This window comes from Streptococcus oralis, assembly GCF_026782345.1.
Classification (GTDB): domain Bacteria; phylum Bacillota; class Bacilli; order Lactobacillales; family Streptococcaceae; genus Streptococcus; species Streptococcus oralis_CK.
Window position 1 is genome coordinate 1,190,873 of the sequence record NZ_JAKUWI010000001.1, and the last position, 25,509, is coordinate 1,216,381.

A 25,509-nucleotide genomic window follows, 5' to 3' on the forward strand; every position below is an offset into this window, starting at 1 on the left:
CTACCACACTTTATGGAAAAGTGGGAAAATTTTCTGAAACAAAGCAAAGAGAACCCGAAGGTTCTCTTATTTGCTTTTATTCTACAGTTTCTTCAGATTGGATTTCCACAGTTTCATCTACTGGAGCAAGTTCTGTCTCTTCTTGTTCAGGAGCCAGATATTCTGCGTCATTGATTGCCTGTGGTTCAAGGTTACGGTAGCGAGCCATACCAGTACCTGCTGGGATGATCTTACCGATGATAACATTTTCCTTGAGTCCAAGGAGATGGTCTTTCTTACCACGGATGGCTGCATCTGTAAGGACACGAGTTGTTTCCTGGAAGGAAGCCGCTGACAAGAAACTGTTTGTTTCAAGTGAGGCTTTGGTGATTCCCATAAGGACTGGGCGACCAGTCGCTGGAACTCCACCGGCGATAAGGACATCTTTGTTCGCATCTGTAAAATCGTTGATGTCTAAAAGGGTACCCATGAGAAGATCTGTATCACCTGGATCCATGACACGGACTTTACGGATCATTTGACGAACCATAACCTCAATGTGTTTGTCACCGATTTCTACCCCTTGACTACGGTAAACTTTTTGGACTTCACCGAGAAGGTAAGTTTCAACTGACAAGACATCACGAACAGCAAGGAGATGTTTTGGTTGGATAGAACCCTCTGTCAATGCTGCACCACGAGAAACTTGGTCTCCAACTTCAACACGCATACGTGCTGTAAATGGAACGACGTATTCACCTTCGCCAGTTTCACCCTTAACAAAGACTTTCTTCGTACGAGTTGAAGCATCTTCTTCGATAGCTGTAACTTGTCCCTTGACCTCTGTAATAACCGCTTCCCCTTTTGGATTGCGGGCTTCAAAGATTTCTTGGACACGAGGAAGACCTTGAGTGATATCGGTATTTGAGGCAACCCCACCCGTGTGGAAGGTACGCATTGTAAGCTGTGTACCAGGTTCCCCGATAGATTGGGCAGCGATTGTACCAACCGCTTCACCAACTTCAACCGCATCACCAGTCGCCAAGTTGATACCGTAACAGTGACGGCAAACACCATGACGAGTGTTACATGTAAATACGGAACGGATAGTCACTTCTTCCACACCAGCATTGACAATCTCGCGCGCCTTGTCTTCTGTGATTAACTCATTTGGACCAATGATAACTTCGCCAGTTTCTGGGTGTTTAACAGTTTTCTTAGTGTAACGACCATTGAGACGTTCTTCGAGTGACTCGATCATCTCTTTTCCTTCCGCGATAGAGCGGATCAAGAGACCACGGTCTGTTCCACAGTCGTCCTCACGGATGATAACGTCTTGGGCGACGTCAACCAAACGACGAGTCAAGTAACCTGAGTCGGCTGTCTTAAGGGCCGTATCGGTCATACCTTTACGGGCACCGTGAGTTGAGAAGAACATTTCAAGTACTGACAAACCTTCGCGGAAGTTTGAAAGAATTGGCAATTCCATGATACGTCCGTTCGGAGCGGCCATCAGACCACGCATACCGGCAAGTTGTGAGAAGTTCGAGATGTTACCACGAGCTCCTGAGTCCATCATCATAACGATTGGGTTCTTCGGATCTTGGTTATCGACCAAGCGTTTTTCCAATTTCTCACGAGCTGCACGCCATTCAGCTGTAACAGCATTGTAACGTTCATCATCAGTAATCAAACCACGACGGAACTGTTTTGTAATTTGTTCTACACGCTTATGAGATTCTTCAATGATTTCAGCCTTGTCTTCAACCACTGGGATATCAGCAATCCCCACTGTCAATCCAGCAAGTGTTGAATGATGGTAACCTAAGTCTTTCAATCGGTCCAAGAATGCAGAGGTTTCTGTTGTACGGAAACGTTTGAAAATCTCAGCGATGATATTTCCAAGGTTTTTCTTCTTGAATGGAGGATTGAGTTCAAGGTTGCGAATGGCTTCCTTGATATCGCCACCTAGTGGTAAGAAGTATTTAGCTGGAAGCCCTTCTGTCAAGTTCGCATTATTTGGTTCTTGTAAGTAAGGTAGACCCTCTGGCATGATGTCGTTGAAGAGGATTTTACCAACTGTTGTAAGCAAGACCTTGTGTTTTTGCTCTTCAGTCCAAGGTTTGTTGAGGCTGTCTGTCGCTATACCAACACGTGAGTGGAGGTGAACATAACCATTGCGATAAGCCATAACCGCTTCATCACGGTCTTTGAAGACCATTCCTTCACCTTCACGACCAGCTTCTTCCATAGTTAAGTAGTAGTTACCCAAAACCATATCCTGAGATGGGGTAACAACTGGTTTACCATCTTTCGGATTCAAGATGTGCTCTGCAGCGAGCATCAAGATACGAGCTTCTGCTTGAGCCTCTTCTGAAAGCGGTACGTGGATGGCCATTTGGTCCCCGTCAAAGTCGGCATTGTAGGCTTCACAGACAAGCGGGTGCAAGCGAAGGGCCTTACCATCGATCAAGACTGGCTCGAAGGCTTGGATACCCAAACGGTGAAGGGTCGGTGCGCGGTTCAAAAGTACTGGGTGTTCTTTGATTACTTCTTCAAGGATGTCCCAGATACGTTCATCTCCGCGTTCTACCAAGCGTTTAGCTGCTTTGACGTTTTGCACGATGTCCCGAGCAACAATTTCACGCATCACAAATGGTTTAAAGAGCTCGATCGCCATTTCGCGTGGCACACCACATTGGTACATCTTAAGAGTTGGACCAACGGCGATAACGGAACGTCCTGAGAAGTCAACACGTTTACCGAGCAAGTTTTGACGGAAGCGTCCTTGCTTACCCTTGAGCATGTGGCTCAATGATTTCAGTGGACGGCTACCTGGTCCTGTGATTGGACGGCCACGACGGCCATTATCAATCAAAGCGTCAACCGCTTCTTGAAGCATACGCTTCTCATTTTGAACGATGATACCAGGTGCATTCAACTCAAGCAAACGAGCCAAACGGTTGTTACGGTTGATAACACGACGGTAAAGGTCATTCAAGTCAGATGAGGCAAAACGGCCACCATCCAACTGCAACATTGGACGGAGATCTGGTGGAATAACTGGAAGGATGTTGAGAACCATCCATTCAGGTTTGTTCCCAGACTTGTAAAAGGCATCCAAAACATCCAAACGACGGATAGCTTTGACACGTTTTTGTCCAGTAGCTGTTTTCAACTCTTCTTTGAGTTCAGCAATTTCTTTTTCAAGATCTACTTGTTTCAAAAGGTCTTGGATGGCTTCGGCACCCATTTTGGCAACGAATGAACCATAACCATACTCACGCAAGCGCTCACGGTATTCGCGCTCTGTCATGATAGACTTGTGCTCAAGTGGTGTATCCTTAGGATCAATCACCACATAAGCCGCAAAGTAGATAACTTCCTCTAGGGCACGAGGACTCATATCAAGGGTCAAGCCCATACGGCTTGGAATCCCCTTGAAATACCAGATGTGAGATACAGGAGCTTTCAACTCGATGTGCCCCATACGCTCACGACGAACTTTTGTACGCGTTACTTCAACCCCACAACGGTCACAAACAATCCCTCTGTAACGAATGCGTTTGTACTTACCACAAGCACATTCCCAGTCTTTTGTAGGACCAAAGATGACTTCGTCAAAGAGTCCTTCACGTTCTGGTTTCAACGTACGGTAATTGATTGTTTCAGGTTTTTTGACTTCTCCATAAGACCATGAACGGACTTTGCTTGGAGAAGCTAGGGTGATTTGCATACTTTTAAAACGATTTACATCAACCACTATTTCTTCCCTTTCTATTCTAAGTGAACTGCTTATTCTTGATCAGCAGCTTCTTCTGTTGCTTCCGCTTTTGTTGCTTTCTCAGCCTCTTCAGCTTCAAAGGCTGCTTTAGCCTCTTGGGCTGCTTTTTCGCGGGCTTTTTCAAGGTCATCTACGTGGATGACATCTTCGTCCATTCCTTCATCCAAGTCGCGAAGTTCCACTTCTTGGTCATCTTCGTCAAGGACACGCATGTCAAGACCAAGAGATTGCAATTCTTTCACAAGAACTCGGAAGGATTCTGGAACACCTGGTTTTGGAATTGGTTTTCCTTTTGTAATAGCTTCATAAGCTCTCAAACGTCCGTTGATATCGTCAGACTTGTAAGTCAAGATTTCTTGAAGGACATTTGATGCACCGTAGGCTTCAAGAGCCCAAACCTCCATCTCACCGAAACGTTGTCCACCAAACTGAGCTTTACCTCCGAGTGGTTGTTGGGTAACGGTTGAGTATGGTCCGACTGAACGCGCGTGCAATTTATCATCAACCATGTGGTGGAGTTTGATCATGTACATGACACCAACTGATACACGGTTGTCAAACGGCTCACCTGTACGTCCGTCGTATAGGATTGTCTTAGCATCGCTGTCCATACCTGCTTCTTTAACAGTGTCCCAAAGGTCTTCAGAACTTGCTCCGTCAAAGACTGGTGTTGCGATGTGGATACCGAGAGTACGGGCTGCCATACCAAGGTGAAGTTCCATAACCTGACCGATATTCATACGTGATGGCACCCCAAGTGGGTTCAACATGATATCGACTGGAGTTCCGTCTGGAAGGTAAGGCATGTCTTCTACAGGAACGATACGAGAGACAACCCCTTTGTTTCCGTGACGCCCGGCCATCTTATCTCCGACCTTGATCTTACGTTTTTGAGCGATGTAGACGCGAACCAGCATGTTAACGCCTGATTGCAACTCATCTCCATTTGCACGTGTAAAGATCTTAACATCACGAACGACACCATCGGCACCGTGTGGTACACGAAGAGAAGTATCACGCACTTCACGAGACTTGTCTCCGAAGATAGCGTGCAAGAGACGTTCTTCAGCTGAAAGGTCTTTTTCACCTTTAGGCGTTACTTTACCTACAAGAATATCCCCTTCTTTAACCTCGGCACCAATACGGATAATCCCCATTTCGTCAAGGTTTTTAAGGGCATCTTCCCCAACGTTTGGAATTTCACGAGTAATTTCTTCAGGCCCAAGCTTTGTATCACGTGTTTCTGATTCGTATTCTTCGAGGTGGACAGATGTGTAGACATCGTCTTTGACCAAGCGTTCGCTCATGATAACGGCATCCTCGAAGTTGTAACCTTCCCATGTCATGTAGGCAACGATTGGGTTTTGTCCAAGCGCCATTTCCCCTTTTTCCATAGAAGGTCCGTCAGCGATAAAGTCGCCTTTTTCAACGACATCCCCAACTTTAACAAGCGTGCGTTGGTTGTAGGCAGTACCTGAGTTTGAACGACGGAATTTTTGGATGTGGTAGACATCCAATGAACCATCTTCACGACGTACTTCTACCTTGTCCGCATCTGCGTAGGTAACTTTACCGTCATGCTGAGCAATAACTGCAGCTCCAGAGTCATGAGCTGCTTGGTATTCCATACCAGTACCAACGTAAGGTGCTTTTGGATCAATCAATGGCACAGCCTGACGTTGCATGTTGGCACCCATGAGGGCACGGTTGGAGTCATCGTTTTCCAAGAATGGAATACATGCAGTCGCAACGGCAACTACCTGTTTTGGTGACACGTCCATGTAGTCAACCACTTCTGCTGGATACTCTTGGTTGACCCCTTGGTGACGTCCCATGACGACTTTCTCAGCAAAAGTACCATCTTCGTTCAATTTTGAATTAGCCTGTGCTACAGTAAATTCATCTTCTTCATCGGCTGTCAACCAAACGATTTCGTTTGTGACTACACCAGTTTCACGGTCAACCTTACGGTATGGTGTTTGAACAAATCCATACTTGTTCAAGTGTCCGTATGATGACAAGTTATTGATCAAACCGATGTTAGGTCCTTCAGGTGTTTCAATTGGACACATACGACCATAGTGAGTATAGTGCACGTCACGTACTTCATATCCAGCACGGTCACGAGTCAAACCACCAGGTCCTAAGGCTGACAAACGACGTTTGTGAGACAACTCAGAAAGCGGGTTGTGTTGGTCCATGAACTGTGACAACTGTGATGAACCAAAGAATTCTTTAACCGCAGCTGTTACTGGACGGATGTTGATGATTTGTTGTGGTGTCAAGACTTCGTTATCCTGAACAGACATACGTTCACGGACATTACGTTCCATACGAGAAAGTCCAAGACGTACTTGGTTGGCAAGCAATTCACCAACTGCACGGATACGACGGTTTCCAAGGTGGTCGATATCATCCACACGCCCGATACCTTCAGCCAAGTTGAGGAAGTAGCTCATCTCTGCAAGGATATCCGCAGGAGTTACAACACGAACCTTGTCGTCTGGATTGGCATTTCCGATGATGGTTACAACACGGTCTGGGTCTGTTGGGGCAACAACCTTGAATTTTTGAAGGACAACTGGTTCTGTCAGAACAGCTGCATCGTTTGGAATATAAACGATCTTGTTCAAGTCACCATCCAAGTGACTCTCGATACTTTCAATCACGCTACGAGTCATAACGGTGCCAGCTTCTACCAAGATTTCTCCTGTTTCAGGGTCTACCAATGGCTCCGCAATGGTTTGGTTGAGCAAGCGTGTTTTAACATTGAGTTTTTTATTGATCTTGTAACGACCAACTGCTGCCAAGTCATAGCGACGTGGGTCAAAGAAACGAGCTACAAGCAAGCTACGTGAGCTTTCAGCAGTCTTAGGCTCACCTGGACGAAGGCGTTCGTAGATTTCTTTCAAGGCTTCGTCTGTACGAGAGTCCATTGGATTCTTGTGGATATCTTTTTCAACAGTATTACGAACCAATTCGCTGTCACCGAAGATATCAAAGATTTCATCATCACCTGAGAAACCAAGTGCACGAACCAAGGTCGTAAATGGAATCTTACGAGTACGGTCGATACGAGTATAAGCGATGTCTTTTGAGTCGCTTTCAAGTTCCAACCAAGCTCCACGGTTAGGGATAACAGTAGAACCGTAGCCCACTTTACCGTTCTTGTCTACTTTGTCATTAAAGTAAACACCTGGTGAGCGGACCAACTGAGAAACGATAATACGTTCACCACCATTGATGATGAAAGTACCCATTTCGGTCATGATTGGGAAATCACCAAAGAAGACTTCTTGGGTTTTGATTTCTCCTGTTTCTTTATTGATCAAGCGGAAGGTTACAAAAATTGGTGCTGAGTAGCTAGCATCGTGGATACGAGCTTCTTCGAGCGTGTATTTGGGTTCCTTGATTTCATAGCCAACAAATTCCAACTCCATAGTTTCTGTGAAGTTTGAAATTGGCAATACATCTTCAAATACTTCCTTAAGACCGTGGTCTAGAAAATCCTTGAATGAATCCGTTTGAATTTCAATCAAATTTGGTAAGTCAAGAACTTCTTTGATTCTTGAAAAACTACGACGGGTACGATGTTTCCCGTATTGAACGTCATGTCCTGCCAAGATGATTCTCCTTTGTAAATAAAGTTCCAAGCCTGCTTCATCAGGCTATTGATTATCGTCAAATGGTTGTAAAACCCCTATCACCATGTCCCTTTGATGAATTTTCAGAATCTTTAAATCTTTGTTACAAACACTCAAAAACCTGAAAAAAAGCACAAAAAGAGCAGCTAAATCTGACTTTTTCAGAAGATTTAACTGCTGTGAGCCTTGTCTGGACAATATTTCAGACAAAACCTACGACAAATGATTACTCATATTATACCTTATTTAGCTAGATTTTTCAAGGTTTTTTTACTATTTTTTAAACAATCTTTTCCTATATATTATTTTAAAATTTCAAGAGAATGAAGCATTATATTTTCTCTTAAAAGTTAGGAAAACGCTTGCACTAATGTTTACCTCGTGCTATACTGATAAGGAACAACTACACAAGGAGAATTGTGATGAAAAAGATCCCATCTCAAACTGAGAAAAAAATGATTTATGGTATCCGTTCCTTGAAGAACGGAACTGGTTCTGTCCTTATTGGTGCCAGCATTGTCTTGCTTTCTGCTACAATGCCAACTATTTCGGCCAACGAAAACCTTCCTCAAACTCAGGAAAATACCAGCGCTGTGACCAAGGCCCCTACTGAGACTGAAACGAGTCAAACTCAAAAGGAAACGCCTATTTCTGAACAAAAGAATGCAAACGCTTCCCTTGATTCTGAAAAGGAAGCTACAGCTGCGAAAACTACTACAGCACCCGAAATATCTAAAACAGAAGATGCTACTACAAGCCAGACTAACAGCAAGGAAGAGAAAGTAGATGCCAGCACTTCGACGCAAAATTCTAATCAAAAACCACAAGTAGACACATCTTCTGAAGAACCAATCGCAGATAACCACTTCCGCATCCATGTAAAAAAACTCCCTGAAGAAAACAAAGATTCTCAAGGTCTTTGGACTTGGGATGATGTTGAAAAGCCGTCTGAAAACTGGCCCAATGGAGCCAAGTCCTTCAAGGATGCCAAGCAAGATGACTACGGCTATTACCTAGATGTCAAACTCAAAAATGAGCAAGCCAAGAAAGTCAGCTTCCTTATCAACAACACCAAAGGAGATAACCTTACTGGAGACCGTTCCGTAGAGCGCCTTTCTCCAAAAATGAATGAGGCTTGGCTAGATGAAAACTATAAAGTATACAACTACCGTCCTCAGCCAGCAGGAACTGTCCGTGTCAACTACTACCGCACCGATGGCAACTATAACAAAAAATCTCTCTGGTATTGGGGCGATGTCAAGAATCCAAGCAGTGGAGAATGGCCTGACGGGACAGACTTTACTGCAACTGGAAAATATGGCCGTTACATTGATATTCCACTCAATGAAGCTGCAAGAGAATTCGGATTTTTATTATTAGACGAAAGCAAGAAAGGTGATGATGTGAAAATCAGAAAAGAAGATTATAAATTCACAGATTTAAAAAATCACAGTCAGATTTTCCTCAAAGATGATGACGAAACCATCTACACCAACCCCTACTACGTTCACGATATCCGCATGACTGGTGCCCAACACGTGGCTAAATCTCGTATCGAAAGCAGTTTTTCTACCCTCGTTGGAGCTAAGAAAAACGATATCCTCAAACACTCCAGCATCACTGATTACCAAGGGAATAAAGTAGCTATCACAGACGTGGAAGTGGATGAGGCAGGTAAAAAAGTGACCTATATCGGCGACTTCTCTGACACTCAACACCCTTACACTGTCAGCTACAATTCAGACCGCTTTACCACACGTTCAAGCTGGCGCCTCAAGGATGAATCCTACAGTTACGATGGTCCACTCGGCGCAACTCTAAAAGAAGATGGCAAGCGTGTTGACCTCACCCTCTGGTCTCCAAGTGCTGATAAGGTTTCCGTTGTTGTCTATGACAAGAAAGACCCTGAAAAAGTAGTTGGAACTGTCGCCCTTGAAAAAGGAGAAAAAGGAACCTGGAAACAAACTCTGGATGCAAACTCTGGTCTCGGTATCAGCAACTACACTGGCTACTACTACCACTACCAAATCGAGCGCCAAGGTAAAACTGTCCTCGTTCTTGACCCTTATGCCAAATCATTAGCGGCTTGGAACAGTGACCTAGCAAAAACAGATGCCGCTCATAAGGTCGCTAAAGCTGCCTTTGTCGATCCAGCGAAGTTAGGTCCGCAAGACTTGACCTATGGAAAGATTCGTAACTTCAAATCACGTGAAGATGCCGTTATCTATGAAGCTCATGTACGTGACTTCACTTCGGATCCTGCCATCGCAAAAGACTTGACCAAGCCATTTGGTACCTTTGAAGCCTTTATCGAAAAACTGGACTATCTCAAAGACTTGGGTGTGACCCACATCCAGCTCCTTCCAGTCTTGTCTTACTACTTTGTCAATGAATTGAAAAACCAAGAACGTTTGTCTGCCTACGCTTCAAGCAACAGCAACTACAACTGGGGATATGACCCTCAAAACTACTTCTCCTTGACTGGTATGTACTCAAGCGATCCTAAGGATCCAGAAAAACGTATCGCAGAATTCAAAAATCTCATCAACGAAATCCACAAACGTGGCATGGGGGCTATCCTGGACGTGGTCTACAACCATACTGCAAATGTTGATATTTTTGAAGATATTGAGCCAAACTACTATCACTTTATGGATGCAGACGGAACTCCACGTACTAGCTTTGGTGGCGGTCGTTTGGGAACTACCCACTACATGTCTAAACGTGTCTTGGTAGACTCCATCAAGTATCTGGTTGAAACCTACAAAGTAGATGGTTTCCGCTTTGATATGATGGGTGACCACGATGCGGCTTCAATCGAAGAAGCTTACAAGGCTGCACGCGCCCTCAATCCAAATCTTATCATGCTAGGTGAAGGCTGGAGAACCTATACTGGTGATGAAAATACGCCTGTACAACCTGCTGACCAAGATTGGATGAAGAAAACAGATACTGTCGCTGTCTTTTCAGACGACATCCGCAACAACCTCAAGTCTGGCTATCCAAACGAAGGTCAACCTGCCTTTATCACAGGTGGCAAACGCGATATCAATACCATCTTTAAAAATCTGATTGCCCAACCAACTAACTTTGAGGCTGACAATCCTGGAGATGTTATCCAGTATATCGCAGCCCATGATAACTTGACCCTCTTTGACATCATTGCCCAGTCTATCAAAAAAGATCCAAGCAAGGCTGAGAACTATGCTGAAATCCATCGTCGTTTGCGACTTGGAAACCTCATGGTCTTGACCGCTCAAGGAACTCCCTTTATCCACTCTGGTCAGGAATATGGACGTACCAAACAATTCCTTGATCCAGCCTATAAGACTCCTGTTCCTGAAGATAAGGTTCCAAACAAGTCTCACTTGTTGCGCGACAAGGACGGCAAGCCATTTGTCTATCCTTACTTTATCCATGACTCTTACGACTCTAGTGATGCTGTCAACAAGTTTGATTGGACCAAAGCTACAGATGGCAAAGCTTATCCTGAAAATGTCAAGAGCCGTAACTACATGAAAGGATTGATCGCTCTTCGTCAATCTACAGACGCCTTCCGACTCAAGAGTCTACAAGATATCAAAGAGCGCGTCCACCTCATTACTGTTCCAGGACAAAATGGCGTTGAAAAAGAAGATGTGACCATCGGCTACCAAATCACTGCTCCAAATGGAGATATCTACGCTGTCTTTGTCAATGCGGATGATAAGGCTCGTGAATTTACTCTAGGAACTGCATTTGCTCACTTGAGAAAGGCTGAAGTCCTGGCAGATGAAAATCAAGCCGGACCAGTAGGAATCGCTAATCCTCAAGGTCTCGAATGGACTGAAAAAGGCTTGAAATTGAACGCTCTCACTGCCGTTGTTCTCCGCTTGTCTCAAGGTGGTGCTATTGTCGCCCCAGTTGTGGAAGAAAAACCAGAATTTGATCTTTCTAGCTTGGAAGTTGAACCAGAACAAGGCCAAGCTCAAGACCTAGCAGCCAATCCTGAAACTCAAGAAACTGCTGCAGAGGCTCACTCTCAGAACCTCCTTCCAAACACAGGAACTGAGAGCAAATCCCTCCTTGCCCTTGCTGGATTCAGTATCCTTGCCCTTCTCGGACTTGGATGGTTGATAAAAAACAAGAAAAAGAACTAACACTCAATGAAAATCAAAGGGTAAACTAGGAAGCTAGCCACAGGCTGCTCAAAGCACAGCTTTGAGGTTGTTGATAAGGCAAAGCTGACCTGATTTAAAGAGATTTTCAAAGAATATAACCTAGCCCTCCTATAAAGAAAACACCCCATGATTAGAAGACTCTTCTAGTCAATGGGGTGTTGTTTTTATGATACACTTATCTATCAAATCATATATTCTACGCTATAGGTGGCATCTGATAAGATACGAGCCAGGAACTGCTTGGTTCGTTCTTCTTGTGGACGACTAAAGAAATCGTGGGGATTGTTCTCCTCTACGATACGGCCTCCATCCATGAAAACAACGTGGTTAGCGACATCCCTAGCAAATCCCATTTCATGCGTGACGACCACCATGGTCACACCTTCTCCCGCCAACTGTTTCAGAACATCCAAAACATCTCCAACCAACTCAGGATCTAGTGCAGATGTTGGTTCATCTAGCAAAATGACCTCGGGCTTGACGGCAATAGCACGCGCAATTCCTATTCGTTGTTGTTGTCCTCCAGATAGTTGTGAAGGGTAGTAGTCCTTATAAGCAAGTAAACCAACTTTCCCCAAGGCAGATTCTGCACGTTTGAGCGCTTCTTCCTTAGGAACTTTACGAGCCACGATTAGACCTTCTAGAATATTTTCCAGAGCAGTTTTGTTTGCAAATAGATTGTAGTGTTGGAAAACAAAGGCTGTTTTTTGGCGAATTTCTAGAATGTCTTTCTTGCTTAATTTGGCTAAGTCATAAGTTTTTCCTGCCAAGGTCAAATGGCCACTATCAGCTTTTTCTAAGTGGTTGAGACAACGGAGAAAGGTCGTTTTCCCCGAACCTGATGGTCCTAAAATGACGACTACATCCCCTTGGTTGACCTGGAGATTGACATCCTCCAAGACCTGCCTCTCTCCAAATGTTTTTGCGATATGTTCTACTTGTAACATCCTGTCCTCCTATACAAAACGCGCGCTAGATGCTTTTGCACTCTTTTCTTTTTTCACATAGCCTTTCTCCAGTAGGGAGAAGCCCCACTGAATCAAACCACAGATCAAAATATACTGCAAAAAGATCACAAAATAAGACTCGAAATACTGGTAGCCGTAGGATGCTTCCACACGGGCAATAGCGGTGATATCCTTGATGGTCATAACAAAGACCAGGGAGGTTCCCTTGACGATATTGATCACCAGATTGGCCAAGTTAGGCAAGGCTGAGCTCAAGGCTTGAGGAAAAGCAATCCTTAGATAAGCCTGGGTCGTAGTCAAGCCAATCGCATGCGCTGCCTCTAGTTGTCCCTTGTCCACCGTCAAGATAGCTGAACGCAAAATCTCCGACAAACTCCCGACTGTCATCAAACTATAAATGATAAAAGCATAGTAGAGAGGATCAAGCTTGAAAATATCAAAGTCACTTCCTATGCTTTTGAAAAATTGATTCAGCAAACTTGGAAACAAACTATAAAAGAAGAGAATCAATAAAATCGGTGGAGTCGCTCGGATAAAAGCCAGATAGACCAGAGAAAAACTCCTCACACCTCGAACCTTGTAAATCTGACCCAAGGCTAAAAATAGAGCCGGTAAAAAGCTTAAGACCATAGCCACAATCATGATAATCAAGGTGATTGGTACACCCTTCAAGGTCTCCAGAAAGGTCTTTACAATATAGTCTATATCCATTTCTTACCTCCCTTTTGTTTCCAAAGACTTCTCAAGCAAACGACTCAAGCTAGAAATAACCAAGGCAATCCCCCAGTAAAGAAGCGCAACTGCCGTATAGGTTTCCAGAGAGTAGTTCCCTAAATTGCGACTGATCAAGAGATTGCCTGCACCCATAACATCAACGAAACCAATCGTATAGGCCAAGGCAGCATCTCGCATGAGATTGAGAATAGCGGTTGTTATATTGGGAAGAGCAACTTGAAAAGCTTGGGGAAAAATGATTCTCCAAAAAGTCTGACTTGGAGTCAAGCCAATACTAAGCCCGGCCTCTGTCTGCCCCTTTGGAATAGCTTGATAGGCCGCCTTGAAAACCTCGGCAACAATAGCCGCAAACAAGAGAATCATCGTCAGGAGAACAAAAATAGTTTTAGACCAGTTGTTGATATCCAAACCAAGCCACCATTTCAGAAATTCTGGCAAGCCATAAAAGACTAGAAAAAGCAAGACAATCGGCGGTGTACAACGAAGGGTAAAGATATAGCCTTTGGAAATCGCTGCAAAACTCTTGTCTTCTCCTACTTGTGCCCACGCCAAGAGACCTCCAAAAAGGGAACCAAGAAGAGTGGTAAAAAAGAGAATGGACAAGGTCATAGGAAGTGCCTGCCATAAGGTCGGCAAAAACTGAAAGACCTTGGAAAAATCATAAGAAACCATGCAAAACCCTTTCTAGTCTTGGAATTTCTGGTCTAGTCTTTGTCTACGTAACTAAAGACATCTTCTTTAAAGTATTGCTGAGATAGCTTAGCAAGCGTGCCATCTTCTTTCAACTCTTTAATTGCTTTTTCGTATTCTTTAGCAAATTTCTCACCCTTTTCATCACGGTGAATCAAGGGATAAGTTGGGATACCCTTGTATGGGAACCAGCTGAGTTTATCCGCATATTGGTGGTAAGGGCCATCTTCTGCGGTAACTGCTTTTTCAAAGGACAGTTTGATATCAAAGAAGGCGTCATAACGTCCTTCTAAGACCCAAGCATAGGCATCTGCCACTTTGAAGGATTCAGCTGCTGTTTGTTCAATCGGTGCATCCTGATGTTTTTCATTGTAGCTGGTGATGACATTCCATTGAGCATTCTGTGGAGAGATGGGAACCAATTTCCCTTTATTCTTAGCAAAGTCATCAATGGTTTTGTATTTCTGTTCATCTTCTTTTCTGACCGTAAATCCGATGATGCTCGCTCCGACTGGTTCAGATGGAATGACAAACTTTTTAGCTCGTTCATCTGTGTACCAAGCTCCCTTGGTTCCGATGTCATACTTGCCTGATTCCAGACCAATCAAGAGGTCGTCATCACTGGTACCCGTATATTCAAATTGATAGTTTGCCAACTTCTCATCAACAGCCTTCAAAACAGCTACTTCATAACCATCTGATTCCCCTTTTTCATTGACAAAGTCATAAGGTACATAGTTTTGTGTATGGGCAACCTTCAAGGTTATGACTTCAGCAGACGAAGCCGTTTCTCCCTCCTTGGCTGGAGCGCCAGCTAAACTTCTCCCGATAATCGTCGCCCCAATTACTGCAACAACTGCTACACCACCGATAATCCATGCTTTTTTACTCATCTTTTTCTCCTTTAGTTTTCAAGCGCTTCTCTCACCCACTGGATACGTTCAACTGCGATATCACTTGGAATGGTACAATCTGCCCCAAGTACCAAGCCCTGTTCCCCAGCTTCTGCAACTAGTTTCTTTGCCTCAGCCTGAATGGCATCCTTGCTACCAGTATACAGCAAGCCCGTCTTGCCATTTTCGAATCCTCCAAGAACCGTACGTCCCTTGAAAATCTCACGACCTTCCTTGAGAGTTATTCCCTCTGGTCCTACAGCCCAGTTAAAGACTTGGGCTGGATAGTCTGCAAAAAGGTGAATATCATTTCGTGCTCCCTCGTAGCCACAGATATGAAGAACAGTAACACCACCAACAGCACTAGCTGCTTCCAGAACTGTTATCTCGCTAGGTGCAATGACAGCTTGATAATCTGCTGCCGACACTCGTTGATCTTGGATACTTTGCACGCTGAGGTAGATTCCGTCAGCACCAGCCTCTTTGATGACAGCTCGGCTGAGACTCGCAATATCTTCTGCAATCACATCCAACACCTTCTTAAGGGCTTTAGGATCTTCCACCAGAAAATCTGCAATAAGGTCATCTCCGCCGGACACTTCCCCAAGCAGCCACTTGAGATAGGTTACAGGAGCAAAAATATTGTAAATCGCAACGATATCTTCTATGAACTCTTGCTTGATTTTCTTAACCAAGTCCACCTGCTCTTTTATCCAAGCGTGATCTGGTCCGAGTGGTTGAATGGTCGCCAACTCTTGAAGTGATTTTCCTTTGGCAATCGCTGGATTGGGATAAGCAAAGTAGCCATCACTCATGAGTTTGATAAAGTCCGGCTGGACTTCTCGGATAAAGCGCTTATGCCCCTCGATATTCTTCTCGATAATGGCTGGATTTGAGAAACCGTGTAGCCATTCGTCTTCGGATGTGAAATGGTGCCAAAAGCCTACTGGCACACGATCAACCTTTTCACCTCTAAATGCTTTTAAAACCCATTCTTTTTTTTCTGACATTCTTATTCTCCATTTCTTACTTTTTCAACTAATAAACTGCTTGCGATATCATTCGAACGTAGAAAGGGGAGACTGGACTTGGAAAAATCCTGAACTCCACGACATCTCTCTCCATTTTTGCAGTGCCCATTTTTTACGACACTTATGGTGACCAAGGCCAGCAAACCGACAACTGCAATGAAGATGCCCCATCTTTTACTTTTCATAGCTCCTCCTTTTAGAGAACCGCTGCCTGCCGAATCCAGTCCAACCTCTCTAAGTCAAAGTCATCTGGAACAGTACAGTCAGCTCCCAGAAGAACGCCTTTACTACCAGCTTCAGCTAGCAACCGTCTTGTTTCATCTTGCAATTCCACCTTGGAACCTTGATAAAGCAAGCTTTTCTTGCCATTTTCAAATCCACCTAAAACGGCCTTGCCTGGAAACAACTCCTGACCCTGTGTCAAACTAACATCCTCATGGTGAGTAGCCCAGTTGACAACTTGCGCTGGATAGTCCTTAAATATCGTCACATCATTGCTCGCACCTTCAAAACCACAGATATGGAGGATATTGGTCCCACCAATCTGATTGGCAGCCTCCAAAATCGCTATATTGCTCGGTTCGATATAGGTTTGGTAGAGTGCTGGTGTGATGCGCTCATCTTGAATTTCCTGGGTACTGAGATAAATCCCATCGACTCCACCTTGCTGGATGATTTTCTGAGTTAGGATAGCAATATCTCCTGCAATCACATCTAGAATCGCTCTGAATTGCTCAGGATTTTCAAGCAATAGATCAGCCACTTCCCTATCTCCTCGAGAAGTTTCTGTACGGAACCAGCGCTTGAGGTAGGAGATTGGTGAAAAGATATTGTAGAAAGAAGCAATCTCTTCGGTAAAGGTCTCTCGAATCGCTTGTACCACTTCCACCTGTTGCTGAATCCATGGGTGTTCCTCACCAATCGACTCAATAGAAGTCAGCTCCCGAATGCTTGCGATCTTAGGACTATAGACATTACTTGGATAAAGGAAAAAACCGTCGCTCATAATTTTGACAAAATCAGGACGAATCCTTTCCACATAGTCGCGATGCCCATCAACACTTTTTTGAAAGATACGTGGATTATTTAATCCCTGCCCCTTTTCTTCGAGTGTTACAAAATGAAACCAAAATCCCACAGGAACTCTTTCCACTTCATCGCCTCGAATCGCTCTAAAGACTAGATCTCTTTTACTTGCCATACCTTTCTCCTTCCATTTGGATTGAAACCATCTTACCACTCCTTTTCCCCTTTTCCCAATATATATTGACTATCAACTCGATTGGAAATTTTTATATCGATAAAGAAAAAATTCCCTGAAAAGCTTTATTTTACTAGCCTTTCAAAGATTCTCTTTATTTTCATCTATTTTCCAAAAAGAAGCTGATATAGATTTTCTATCAAGCCGATTGAATTTTTTTATAACCATCTTCATTCCAAAATTAAGTACATAATTTTATCCTAATACCAAATTACTACTGAAAAATTTATTTTCTCCCGATATTTCCTTGCACAAATCCCATGAAAACGCTACAATATTAATAGACTATTATTAGGAGGATGGGATTATGAAAATATCCAAAGTTACCATTACAATTGCTTCTACACTTACTTCCGTCATTTTACTGACTGGCTGTGGCACAAATTCGGCAAATTCACAGACAACACAAAGTAGTACATCTGACAATCAGGTTACAATGACCTATGATCAGTTGCGTTCAAGAGAAAATACTATGTCAACTCTTTGGTATCAAAAAGCAGCTGAAACCAAGGCACTCTATCTACAAGGTTACAATGTCGCTACTAATCGTTTGAAAGAACTACTAAAAACACAGACAGATAAACCCTACTCTATCGTTTTGGACTTGGACGAAACCGTATTAGACAATAGTCCTTATCAAGCGCAAAATGTCAAGGACGGAACAGCATTTACCCCAGAAAACTGGGATGTCTGGGTAAAAAAAGCCGCAGCCAAGGCTGTACCAGGTGCTAAAGACTTTCTCCAATTTGCAGACCAAAACGGTGTCCAAATTTATTATGTATCTGACCGCACGATAGATCAGGTAGATGATACGATCAAAAACCTAGAAAATGAAGGAATTCCTGTACAAAGCCGCGATCATCTCATGTTCTTAGAAAAAGGCGTCAAATCTAAAGAAGGTCGTAGACAAGCAGTCCAAGAAAAAACCAACTTAGTCATGCTACTAGGAGACAATCTTGTGGACTTTGCAGAGTTTTCAAAGACCTCTGAAACTGAGCGCGACCAAAAATTAGAGGAATTACAAAAAGAGTTTGGTGAGAAATTCATCATTTTCCCTAACCCAATGTACGGATCATGGGAAAGCACTGTTTACAATGGTAATAAATTGGATGCCAAGGGCCAAACTGAAGAGCGCCAAAAAAACTTACAAGGTTTTGATAAATAAAATAAGGGAGCTATCTACCAGTTTACACCAACCACAAGATATCGTATTTGTGAGAATATCAAAAAAGACGATTTCCGCTTGGAAATCGTCTTTTTTACTATTTTATCTTGTGCTTGGTATAAACCAGTATATATTCTACTAGATAGTATGCTCTACCCCTTGTACCACTTCCACCTGTTGCTGAATCCATGGGTGTTCCTCACCAATCGACTCAACTGATTGAATTTTTTTATAACTCCTCTTTCATAGCAAAGTAAGCACGTATTTTCGGCGCCACTTGTGTGCCGAAGAGTTCAATAGCTCTCAGAACCTGGTCATGTGGCATAGAACCAAGCGGTAGATGGAGCATGAAACGGTCCAAGCCTAAATCCTCAATCATGCGAATCAATTTTTCTGCTACCTGATCTGGATTTCCCACAAACATGGCACCATTTGGACCAACTTGCTCCAAATATTGCTCATAGGTCAACTCCTGCCAGTGTGGACGGTCCTTGGAAATAGCGTCCACCACTTGCTTGGTCGGATGGAAATAATCTTTGACAGCCTGATCGCCATCTTCAGCAATCCAGCCCCAAGAATGAGCCCCCACTTTTAGGTCTTTATCCGCATGACCAGCCTCCCTTCCAATCTCACGATAAACTTGAATCAGCTTTTTAAAATAACGCGGATTGCCACCAATAATAGCATAGACAATCGGCAACCCAGCCTGAGCAATCTTCACTGTTGATTCGACATGGCCACCTGTCGCCACCCACAAGGGCAATTTGTCCTGAACAGGACGGGGATAAACTTCTTTGCCAGAGATTGTTTGGGTCAATTGACCTTGCCAGTCTATCTTGGTCTTTTCATTGACTAACTGGAGCAAGTCTAATTTCTCATCAAAAAGGGCTTCGTAGTCTTTCAAGTCATAGCCAAACAGTGGGAAGGACTCGGTGAATGAACCACGCCCTGCCATAATCTCTGCCCGTCCATTTGACAAGGCATCGATGGTAGCATATTGTTGGAACAAGCGAATCGGATCCATACTCGAGAGAATGCTGACTGCACTGGTCAAACGAATCTTCTTGGTATTGACTGCCCCAGCTGCAAGAACAATCTCTGGCGCCGATACCGCAAAGTCCTCCCGATGATGCTCCCCAATCCCGTACACATCCAAACCAACCTTATCAGCCAGCTCAATTTCTGCCACCAACTGACGAATGCGTTCATCATGACTGTAAATCTGCCCAGTCACTTCTAGAGCTGTTGTTTCACCGAATGTTGAAATTCCTAATTCTACCATCCTGTTTCCTCGCTATCTCTTTTAGTTTTAGGGTATTTTATCACTAATTAGTTTTATTTTCAATAAATTTGCTCATTAGAAAAAGCCTAGATTAACTAGACTTTCTTAGTTTATTCTACTGTTACTGACTTAGCAAGGTTACGTGGTTTGTCCACATCAAGGCCACGGTGGAGTGTTGCAAAGTAAGCGACCAATTGCGTTGGTACGACCATTGAGATTGGTGAGAGGTAAGGGTGGACAGTCGTAAGAACGATATCGTCTGTGTCTTTAGCAACATTTTCTTCTGCGATAGTGAGAACTTTGGCACCACGGGCTGCGACCTCTTGGATATTTCCACGAGTATGGTTGGCAAGGACTGAATCTGACAAGAGGGCCAAGACTGGCGTTCCTTCTTCAATCAAGGCAATGGTTCCGTGCTTGAGTTCTCCTGCCGCAAAGCCTTCACACTGGATGTAAGAAATCTCTTTGAGTTTGAGACTGGCTTCCATGGCTACGTAGTAATCTTGACCACGTCCAATGTAAAAGGCGTTGCGTGTTGTTTCAAGAAGCTCACGAACTTTAGCATCAATGGTTTCTTTTTCAGAAAGAGTTGATTCGATAGACTGAGCTACGATTGACAACTCATGAACCAGGTCAAAGGCTTGCGCTTTGGCATTCCCGTTTGCTTCCCCGACTGCTTTTGCAAGGAAGGCAAGGGCTGCGATTTGCGCTGTATAGGCCTTGGTTGATGCCACAGCAATTTCAGGACCCGCGTGAAGAAGCATGGTATGGTTGGCTTCACGAGAAAGAGTTGAGCCTGGAACGTTTGTCACTGTCAAGCTTGGAATTCCCATTTCATTAGCCTTAACCAAAACCTGACGGCTATCAGCTGTTTCACCAGACTGGCTGATAAAGATAAAGAGTGGTTTCTTGCTGAGAAGCGGCATACCGTAGCCCCACTCAGATGAGATTCCAAGTTCAACTGGTGTATCTGTCAATTCTTCCAGCATCTTCTTAGAAGCAAATCCTGCATGGTAAGATGTTCCAGCTGCAAGGATGTAGATGCGGTCTGCGTCTTGAACAGCCTTAATGATAGCAGGGTCAACCACTACTTGACCTGCCTCATCTGTGTAGGCTTGGATGAGTTTACGCATCACCGTTGGTTGCTCATCAATTTCCTTGAGCATGTAGTAAGGGTAAGTTCCCTTACCGATATCAGACAGGTCAAGTTCGGCAGTGTAGCTAGCACGCTCACGACTGTTACCATCATAGTCTTGAACTTCGACGCTATCCGCCTTGACGATTACCAACTCTTGGTCATGAATTTCCATGTATTGGTTGGTCTCACGAATCATGGCCATAGCATCAGAGCAGACCATGTTATAGCCTTCTCCAAGACCAATCAAAAGTGGCGATTTGTTCTTAGCGACATAGATGACTTCAGAATCTTGTGAATCAATCAAGGCAAAGGCATAAGAACCACGGATGATGTGAAGGGCTTTTTTGAAGGCTTCAAGAACTGAGAGACCTTCTTCTTCTGCAAATTTCCCAATCAAGTGAACAGCGATTTCCGTATCGGTTTGCCCCTTGAAGTGGTGACCTGTAAGGTATTCTTCCTTGATTTCAAGGTAGTTTTCAATCACTCCATTGTGCACCAAGACAAAACGTCCTGTCTCAGAGCGGTGTGGGTGAGCATTGTCTTCCGTTGGTTTCCCGTGAGTCGCCCAACGCGTATGTCCGATACCTGTTGTTCCCTCAACACCAGCTGTCTTGGCAGACAATTCTGCGATACGACCGACAGCCTTAACCAGGTGATTTTCAGCACCACCTAGGACAAAAATCCCCGCAGAATCATAGCCACGGTATTCGAGCTTTTCAAGCCCTTGAATCAAAATATCAGTTGCATTTGTGTTTCCAACAACACCAACAATTCCACACATAGTATATACGACACAGACCAGCTGTGCTTTCTCCTTAAATTGGTATAGTCTGATTTCCCTTTTACAGAATCAGCAAAAACAGTATATACTTGTTTTTCTCACTTGTCAAGAAGAAAAATTGGTATAGTTTTTTATCTGGCATTTTATCAGAATTTCACTTGATACCTGACAAGTCAGCATCAATTACTTATAATGAATAGAGGAGGTATTTGCCATGTGGTTTTTCTTCGCACTTTTATCTGCTATCTTTGCAGCCTTAACATCAATTTTAGCCAAGATTGGGATTGAAGGAGTTCCATCCAATCTAGCAACCGCTATTCGTACAGTCGTCGTCATTCTTATGGCCTGGGCCATGGTTTTCTTGACCAATAGTCAGACCGAAATTGTCAACATCAGTAGAAAAAGTTGGCTCTTTCTCATCTTATCAGGCTTGGCCACCGGCGCCTCCTGGCTCTGCTACTACAAGGCACTACAGATGGGCAATGCGACTGAGGTATCTGCTGTCGATAAATTCAGTCTCGTCCTTACCCTCGTTCTAGCCTTTTTCTTCCTACAGGATGTCCTGACGTTTAAAACAATTATTGGCTGTATCCTGATTACGATTGGTACCTTGGTGATGATATTGTAATAAAAAGTGAGATGAACGCTATCTCACTCTTTTTATTCTTAAAATCCATTATGGTCACTGAGTTCCTTGAACCAGTGCCCTGATTTCTTCAAGCGACGTTCCTGTGTTTCCAAGTCAAGCTCAACCAGACCGTAGCGATTTTTATAGCTGTTGAGCCATGACCAACAGTCAATAAAGGTCCAGATTAAGTATCCTTTACAGTTTGCTCCATCTTCAATGGCACGGTGAAGTTCACGAAGATGCCCTTTGACAAAGTCAATACGATAGTCGTCTTGAATCATGCCATTCTCACGGAACTTGTCTTCCCCTTCAACACCCATGCCATTCTCTGTCAACATCCACTCAATATTACCATAGTTTTCCTTGATGTTTTGAGCGATATCATAAATCCCCTGCTCGTAGATTTCCCAACCGCGGTGAGGATTGATTTTACGGCCCGGCATGACGTAAGGTTCGTAGAAATGCTCTGGCAAAAGCGGGCTATCAGGATGTTTAGCAAAACGTGGCGCCATGACACGCAAAGGTTGGTAGTAGTTGACCCCAAGGAAGTCCACAGTATGATCGCGAATGAGCTCCAACTCTTCAGCTGTAGAATCCGGCAGCAAATCTTGCTCCGCTAAAATCTCTACTAACTCTTCTGGATAAGCTCCCAAGACAGACGGGTCTAGGAAAGATTGTGCTTGGAAGAGATCCGCAATGCGAGCAGCCTTGACATCCGCGGGATGCTGGCTACGTGGGTAAGCTGGTGTCAAGTTAAGGACAATCCCAATCTTAGAATCAGGCAAAATCTCATGACAGGCCTTAACCGCAAGACTACTAGCCAATTGCGTATGATAAGCAACCTTAACCGCCGCCTTAGCATCTACCTTGTGAGGATAATGGGCATCATAAAAATAACCAAATTCTACGGGGACGATGGGCTCGTTAAAAGTAATCCATTGGTCTACCAAGTCACCGTAAGTCTCAAAACAAAAACGAGCATAGTCTTCATAGGCCCTGACGGTTGCCTTATTTTCCCATCCATCCCCATCTTCTTGCAGGGCAAATGGCAGATCGAAGTGATAGAGATTGACTAAGAGACGAATCCCCTTGGCTTTAATAGCTTCAAAGACCTGACGGTAGAAAGCCACCCCTTTCGGATTGACCTCTCCACGGCCCTGTGGGAAAATACGAGACCACTGGATAGAAGTTCGGAAGGCTGTATGACCAGTCTCTACCAAAAGCTCAACATCCTTTTCCCAGTTTTCATAGAAAGTCGATGTTTTGTCAGGTCCAATCCCATTGTAATAACGGTTTGGCTCCACCTGATACCAATAATCCCAGAGATTATCTCCTTTACCATCACCTGGCACTCGTCCTTCTGTCTGTGGTCCAGAAGTGGAGGAACCCCAGACAAAATCCTTTGGAAATTTTAGCATAGCTTTACCTCTTCATTTACTCATTTTCCCCATTATATAGAAAAAACAAGGTAAAAACTAGTTACATTTTTGCCTTGTTTTTCTTCTGATTATAGTTTTATTTCTTGCTGAGGATTTCAAGCGTTTCAAGCAAGTTGTCTGCATGAACTTCGATGGTGTCACCAGTTGCCTTAATCTTAACTTCTACGATGCCATCAGCAGCTTTTTTCCCAACAGTGATTCGGATTGGCAGACCAATCAAGTCGCTATCGCTGAATTTGACTCCGACACGTTCGTTACGGTCATCTGTCAAGACTTCGTAACCAGCCCCCATCAAGTTGGATTCCAGTTTTTCTGTTAAGGCTTGCGCTTCTTCATCTTTGACATTGACAGTGATCAAGTGCACATCAAATGGTGCCAATTCTTTAGGGAAGTTAACTCCCCAAGCGTAACGGTATTCACCTTTTGGCGTTTTGTTAACAAAGAGGCGAGCGTGTTGCTCTATAACGGCTGAGAGGAGACGACTAACACCAATACCGTAACAACCCATGATGATTGGCACAGCACGACCATTTTCATCCAAGACATCTGCTCCCATGCTTGCTGAGTAGCGAGTTCCGAGTTTGAAAATATGACCGATCTCGATACCACGCGCGAAGTTAAGAACGCCTTGTCCGTCTGGTGAAATTTCACCCTCACGAACTTCTCGGATATCCACGTATTCTGCAGTGAAATCACGACCTGGGTTCACACCCGTCAAGTGGTAGCCATCTTCGTTAGCCCCCACAACAGCATTGCGAACATCTTGCACCTTACGGTCTGCAATGATTTTGACATTTTCTGGCAAACCAACTGGACCAAGCGAACCAAAGCCGGCTTGAACAGCACTTGCGACTTCTTCTTCGCTCGCAACATCAAAGAAATCTGCACCCAAATGGTTTTTCAACTTGACTTCGTTGAGTTGGTCATTTCCAACTATAAGGGCTGCAACAAGTTCTCCATCTGCCATGTAGAAGAGAGTTTTAATCATTTGCTCTTCTGGCACGTTAAGGAAGGCTGCCACTTCATCAATGGATTTAACACCTGGTGTTCCCACGCGAGTTACTTCTTCTTCCGCAACGACACGGTTGCTTGGTTTGTACTCGTTTGTTGCCATTTCTAAGTTAGCTGCATAGCTAGACTCACTTGAGTAGGCAATGGTGTCTTCACCAGAAACCATCCATTTGAGCAATTCTGCCTTGATTTCTTCTTGCACTTCTGCAGGAATTTCATCAAATGAGGCAACTGACTTGTCTAAGACAACCCAGCGGTCGAGGTCTGTACGGGCTGGTGTAATCGCCATAAATTCTTGGCTATCCTTACCACCCATGGCGCCACCGTCACCGATGATGGCCTTGAAGTCCAAGCCACTACGAGTGAAAATACGTTCGTAGGCCGCCTTGTACTCGTCATAAGTCACATCCAAACTATCATAGTTGGCATGGAAACTATATCCGTCTTTCATGATAAATTCACGCGTACGGAGAAGGCCGTTACGTGGACGTTTTTCATCACGGTACTTCGGTTGGATTTGGTAAAGGTTGAGTGGCAATTGCTTGTAAGATTTCACAGAGTCACGAACAATAGCTGTAAAAGTTTCTTCGTGAGTTGGACCTAGGATAAAGTCTGACTTTTCACGGTTTTTCAGTTTATAAAGGTCTTCACCATAGGTTTCATAACGACCTGATTCACGCCAAAGATCGGCACTGAGAAGGGCAGGAGCCAACATCTCAACAGCACCAATCTTATCAAACTCTTGGCGCATGATATTCTTAGCCTTTTCAATCACACGGTTAGCGAGTGGTAGGTAAGAATATACACCGGCAGAAACTTGACGAACATAACCAGCACGCAACATAAGGGCGTGGCTGATAACTTGAGCATCGCTTGGCATTTCGCGAAGCGTTGGGATTAGCATTTTACTTTGTTTCATA

At 44.0% G+C, this 25,509-nt stretch carries 16 protein-coding genes; 3 read left to right on the forward strand and 13 right to left on the reverse strand.

Annotation, left to right across the window (positions count from 1 at the left end; translation table 11 throughout):
• Positions 1-76 precede the first annotated feature (76 nt).
• The gene (rpoC, locus tag MK405_RS05815) at positions 77-3,742 is read right to left on the reverse strand and encodes a DNA-directed RNA polymerase subunit beta' (protein WP_000228780.1); all 3,666 of its coding nucleotides are present in this window, start codon (positions 3,740-3,742) and stop codon (positions 77-79) included.
• Positions 3,743-3,774: 32 nt separating this feature from the next.
• The gene (gene rpoB / locus MK405_RS05820; protein ID WP_268704547.1) at positions 3,775-7,386 is read right to left on the reverse strand and encodes a DNA-directed RNA polymerase subunit beta; all 3,612 of its coding nucleotides are present in this window, start codon (positions 7,384-7,386) and stop codon (positions 3,775-3,777) included.
• 443 nt (positions 7,387-7,829) lie between these two features.
• On the opposite strand from rpoB, the gene MK405_RS05825 reads away from it, so the two are divergent.
• A complete protein-coding gene (locus MK405_RS05825) occupies positions 7,830-11,546 on the forward strand; it encodes a pullulanase (protein WP_268704548.1) in 3,717 nt (1,238 codons plus the stop codon).
• A 203-nt stretch (positions 11,547-11,749) separates the two neighbouring features.
• Here the strand turns inward: MK405_RS05825 and MK405_RS05830 are convergent, their stop codons facing one another.
• Genes MK405_RS05830 through MK405_RS05860 form a run of 7 tightly spaced genes read right to left on the reverse strand, consistent with a single transcriptional unit; the run spans position 11,750 to position 17,085 of the window.
• Complete coding sequence (locus MK405_RS05830) at positions 11,750-12,514, reverse strand: amino acid ABC transporter ATP-binding protein (protein ID WP_268704549.1); 765 nt, start codon at positions 12,512-12,514, stop codon at positions 11,750-11,752.
• Between the two features lie 9 nt (positions 12,515-12,523).
• Positions 12,524-13,246 (reverse strand): amino acid ABC transporter permease, encoded by a 723-nt coding sequence (locus MK405_RS05835; protein ID WP_268704550.1) that lies wholly within the window; start codon positions 13,244-13,246, stop codon positions 12,524-12,526.
• 3 nt (positions 13,247-13,249) lie between these two features.
• A complete protein-coding gene (locus MK405_RS05840; RefSeq protein ID WP_000255460.1) occupies positions 13,250-13,942 on the reverse strand; it encodes an amino acid ABC transporter permease in 693 nt (230 codons plus the stop codon).
• A 32-nt stretch (positions 13,943-13,974) separates the two neighbouring features.
• A complete protein-coding gene (locus MK405_RS05845; RefSeq protein ID WP_084941129.1) occupies positions 13,975-14,853 on the reverse strand; it encodes a transporter substrate-binding domain-containing protein in 879 nt (292 codons plus the stop codon).
• 11 nt (positions 14,854-14,864) lie between these two features.
• Positions 14,865-15,863, reverse strand: coding sequence for a uroporphyrinogen decarboxylase family protein (locus MK405_RS05850; RefSeq protein WP_084941130.1), 999 nt, complete (start codon positions 15,861-15,863; stop codon positions 14,865-14,867).
• 2 nt (positions 15,864-15,865) lie between these two features.
• Positions 15,866-16,069 carry a hypothetical protein gene (locus tag MK405_RS05855; RefSeq protein ID WP_084941132.1) on the reverse strand — a complete coding sequence of 68 codons (204 nt, stop codon included), beginning with the start codon at positions 16,067-16,069 and terminating at the stop codon, positions 15,866-15,868.
• An 11-nt stretch (positions 16,070-16,080) separates the two neighbouring features.
• Positions 16,081-17,085 (reverse strand): uroporphyrinogen decarboxylase family protein, encoded by a 1,005-nt coding sequence (locus MK405_RS05860; protein WP_084941134.1) that lies wholly within the window; start codon positions 17,083-17,085, stop codon positions 16,081-16,083.
• Positions 17,086-17,452: 367 nt separating this feature from the next.
• On the opposite strand from MK405_RS05860, the gene MK405_RS05865 reads away from it, so the two are divergent.
• Positions 17,453-18,310: a 5'-nucleotidase, lipoprotein e(P4) family gene (locus MK405_RS05865; protein WP_084945082.1), complete on the forward strand. Its 858-nt coding sequence runs from the start codon at positions 17,453-17,455 to the stop codon at positions 18,308-18,310.
• A 229-nt stretch (positions 18,311-18,539) separates the two neighbouring features.
• On the opposite strand, the gene MK405_RS05870 is transcribed toward MK405_RS05865, so the two are convergent.
• Both MK405_RS05870 and glmS read right to left on the reverse strand, forming a co-directional pair.
• Complete coding sequence (locus tag MK405_RS05870) at positions 18,540-19,592, reverse strand: LLM class flavin-dependent oxidoreductase (protein ID WP_268704551.1); 1,053 nt, start codon at positions 19,590-19,592, stop codon at positions 18,540-18,542.
• Between the two features lie 110 nt (positions 19,593-19,702).
• Complete coding sequence (gene glmS / locus MK405_RS05875) at positions 19,703-21,511, reverse strand: glutamine--fructose-6-phosphate transaminase (isomerizing) (RefSeq protein WP_268704552.1); 1,809 nt, start codon at positions 21,509-21,511, stop codon at positions 19,703-19,705.
• Positions 21,512-21,725: 214 nt separating this feature from the next.
• On the opposite strand from glmS, the gene MK405_RS05880 reads away from it, so the two are divergent.
• Positions 21,726-22,139, forward strand: coding sequence for an EamA family transporter (locus MK405_RS05880; RefSeq protein ID WP_049478856.1), 414 nt, complete (start codon positions 21,726-21,728; stop codon positions 22,137-22,139).
• A gap of 38 nt (positions 22,140-22,177) precedes the next feature.
• On the opposite strand, the gene MK405_RS05885 is transcribed toward MK405_RS05880, so the two are convergent.
• Positions 22,178-23,557 carry a glycoside hydrolase family 1 protein gene (locus tag MK405_RS05885; protein ID WP_213988553.1) on the reverse strand — a complete coding sequence of 460 codons (1,380 nt, stop codon included), beginning with the start codon at positions 23,555-23,557 and terminating at the stop codon, positions 22,178-22,180.
• A gap of 97 nt (positions 23,558-23,654) precedes the next feature.
• Positions 23,655-25,508, reverse strand: coding sequence for a proline--tRNA ligase (locus MK405_RS05890; RefSeq protein ID WP_268704553.1), 1,854 nt, complete (start codon positions 25,506-25,508; stop codon positions 23,655-23,657).
• Position 25,509 lies beyond the last annotated feature (1 nt).

Excerpts from the sequence above, each read along its gene's own strand:
- MK405_RS05825 (WP_268704548.1), top strand. The coding sequence starts at position 7,830 with ATGAAAAAGATCCCATCTCAAACTGAGAAAAAAATGATTTATGGTATC.
- MK405_RS05830 (WP_268704549.1), bottom strand. The coding sequence starts at position 12,514 with ATGTTACAAGTAGAACATATCGCAAAAACATTTGGAGAGAGGCAGGTC.
- MK405_RS05835 (WP_268704550.1), bottom strand. The coding sequence starts at position 13,246 with ATGGATATAGACTATATTGTAAAGACCTTTCTGGAGACCTTGAAGGGT.
- MK405_RS05840 (WP_000255460.1), bottom strand. The coding sequence starts at position 13,942 with ATGGTTTCTTATGATTTTTCCAAGGTCTTTCAGTTTTTGCCGACCTTA.
- MK405_RS05845 (WP_084941129.1), bottom strand. The coding sequence starts at position 14,853 with ATGAGTAAAAAAGCATGGATTATCGGTGGTGTAGCAGTTGTTGCAGTA.
- MK405_RS05850 (WP_084941130.1), bottom strand. The coding sequence starts at position 15,863 with ATGTCAGAAAAAAAAGAATGGGTTTTAAAAGCATTTAGAGGTGAAAAG.
- MK405_RS05855 (WP_084941132.1), bottom strand. The coding sequence starts at position 16,069 with ATGAAAAGTAAAAGATGGGGCATCTTCATTGCAGTTGTCGGTTTGCTG.
- MK405_RS05860 (WP_084941134.1), bottom strand. The coding sequence starts at position 17,085 with ATGGCAAGTAAAAGAGATCTAGTCTTTAGAGCGATTCGAGGCGATGAA.
- MK405_RS05865 (WP_084945082.1), top strand. The coding sequence starts at position 17,453 with ATGAAAATATCCAAAGTTACCATTACAATTGCTTCTACACTTACTTCC.
- MK405_RS05870 (WP_268704551.1), bottom strand. The coding sequence starts at position 19,592 with ATGGTAGAATTAGGAATTTCAACATTCGGTGAAACAACAGCTCTAGAA.
- glmS (WP_268704552.1), bottom strand. The coding sequence starts at position 21,511 with ATGTGTGGAATTGTTGGTGTTGTTGGAAACACAAATGCAACTGATATT.
- MK405_RS05880 (WP_049478856.1), top strand. The coding sequence starts at position 21,726 with ATGTGGTTTTTCTTCGCACTTTTATCTGCTATCTTTGCAGCCTTAACA.
- MK405_RS05885 (WP_213988553.1), bottom strand. The coding sequence starts at position 23,557 with ATGCTAAAATTTCCAAAGGATTTTGTCTGGGGTTCCTCCACTTCTGGA.
- MK405_RS05890 (WP_268704553.1), bottom strand. The coding sequence starts at position 25,508 with ATGAAACAAAGTAAAATGCTAATCCCAACGCTTCGCGAAATGCCAAGC.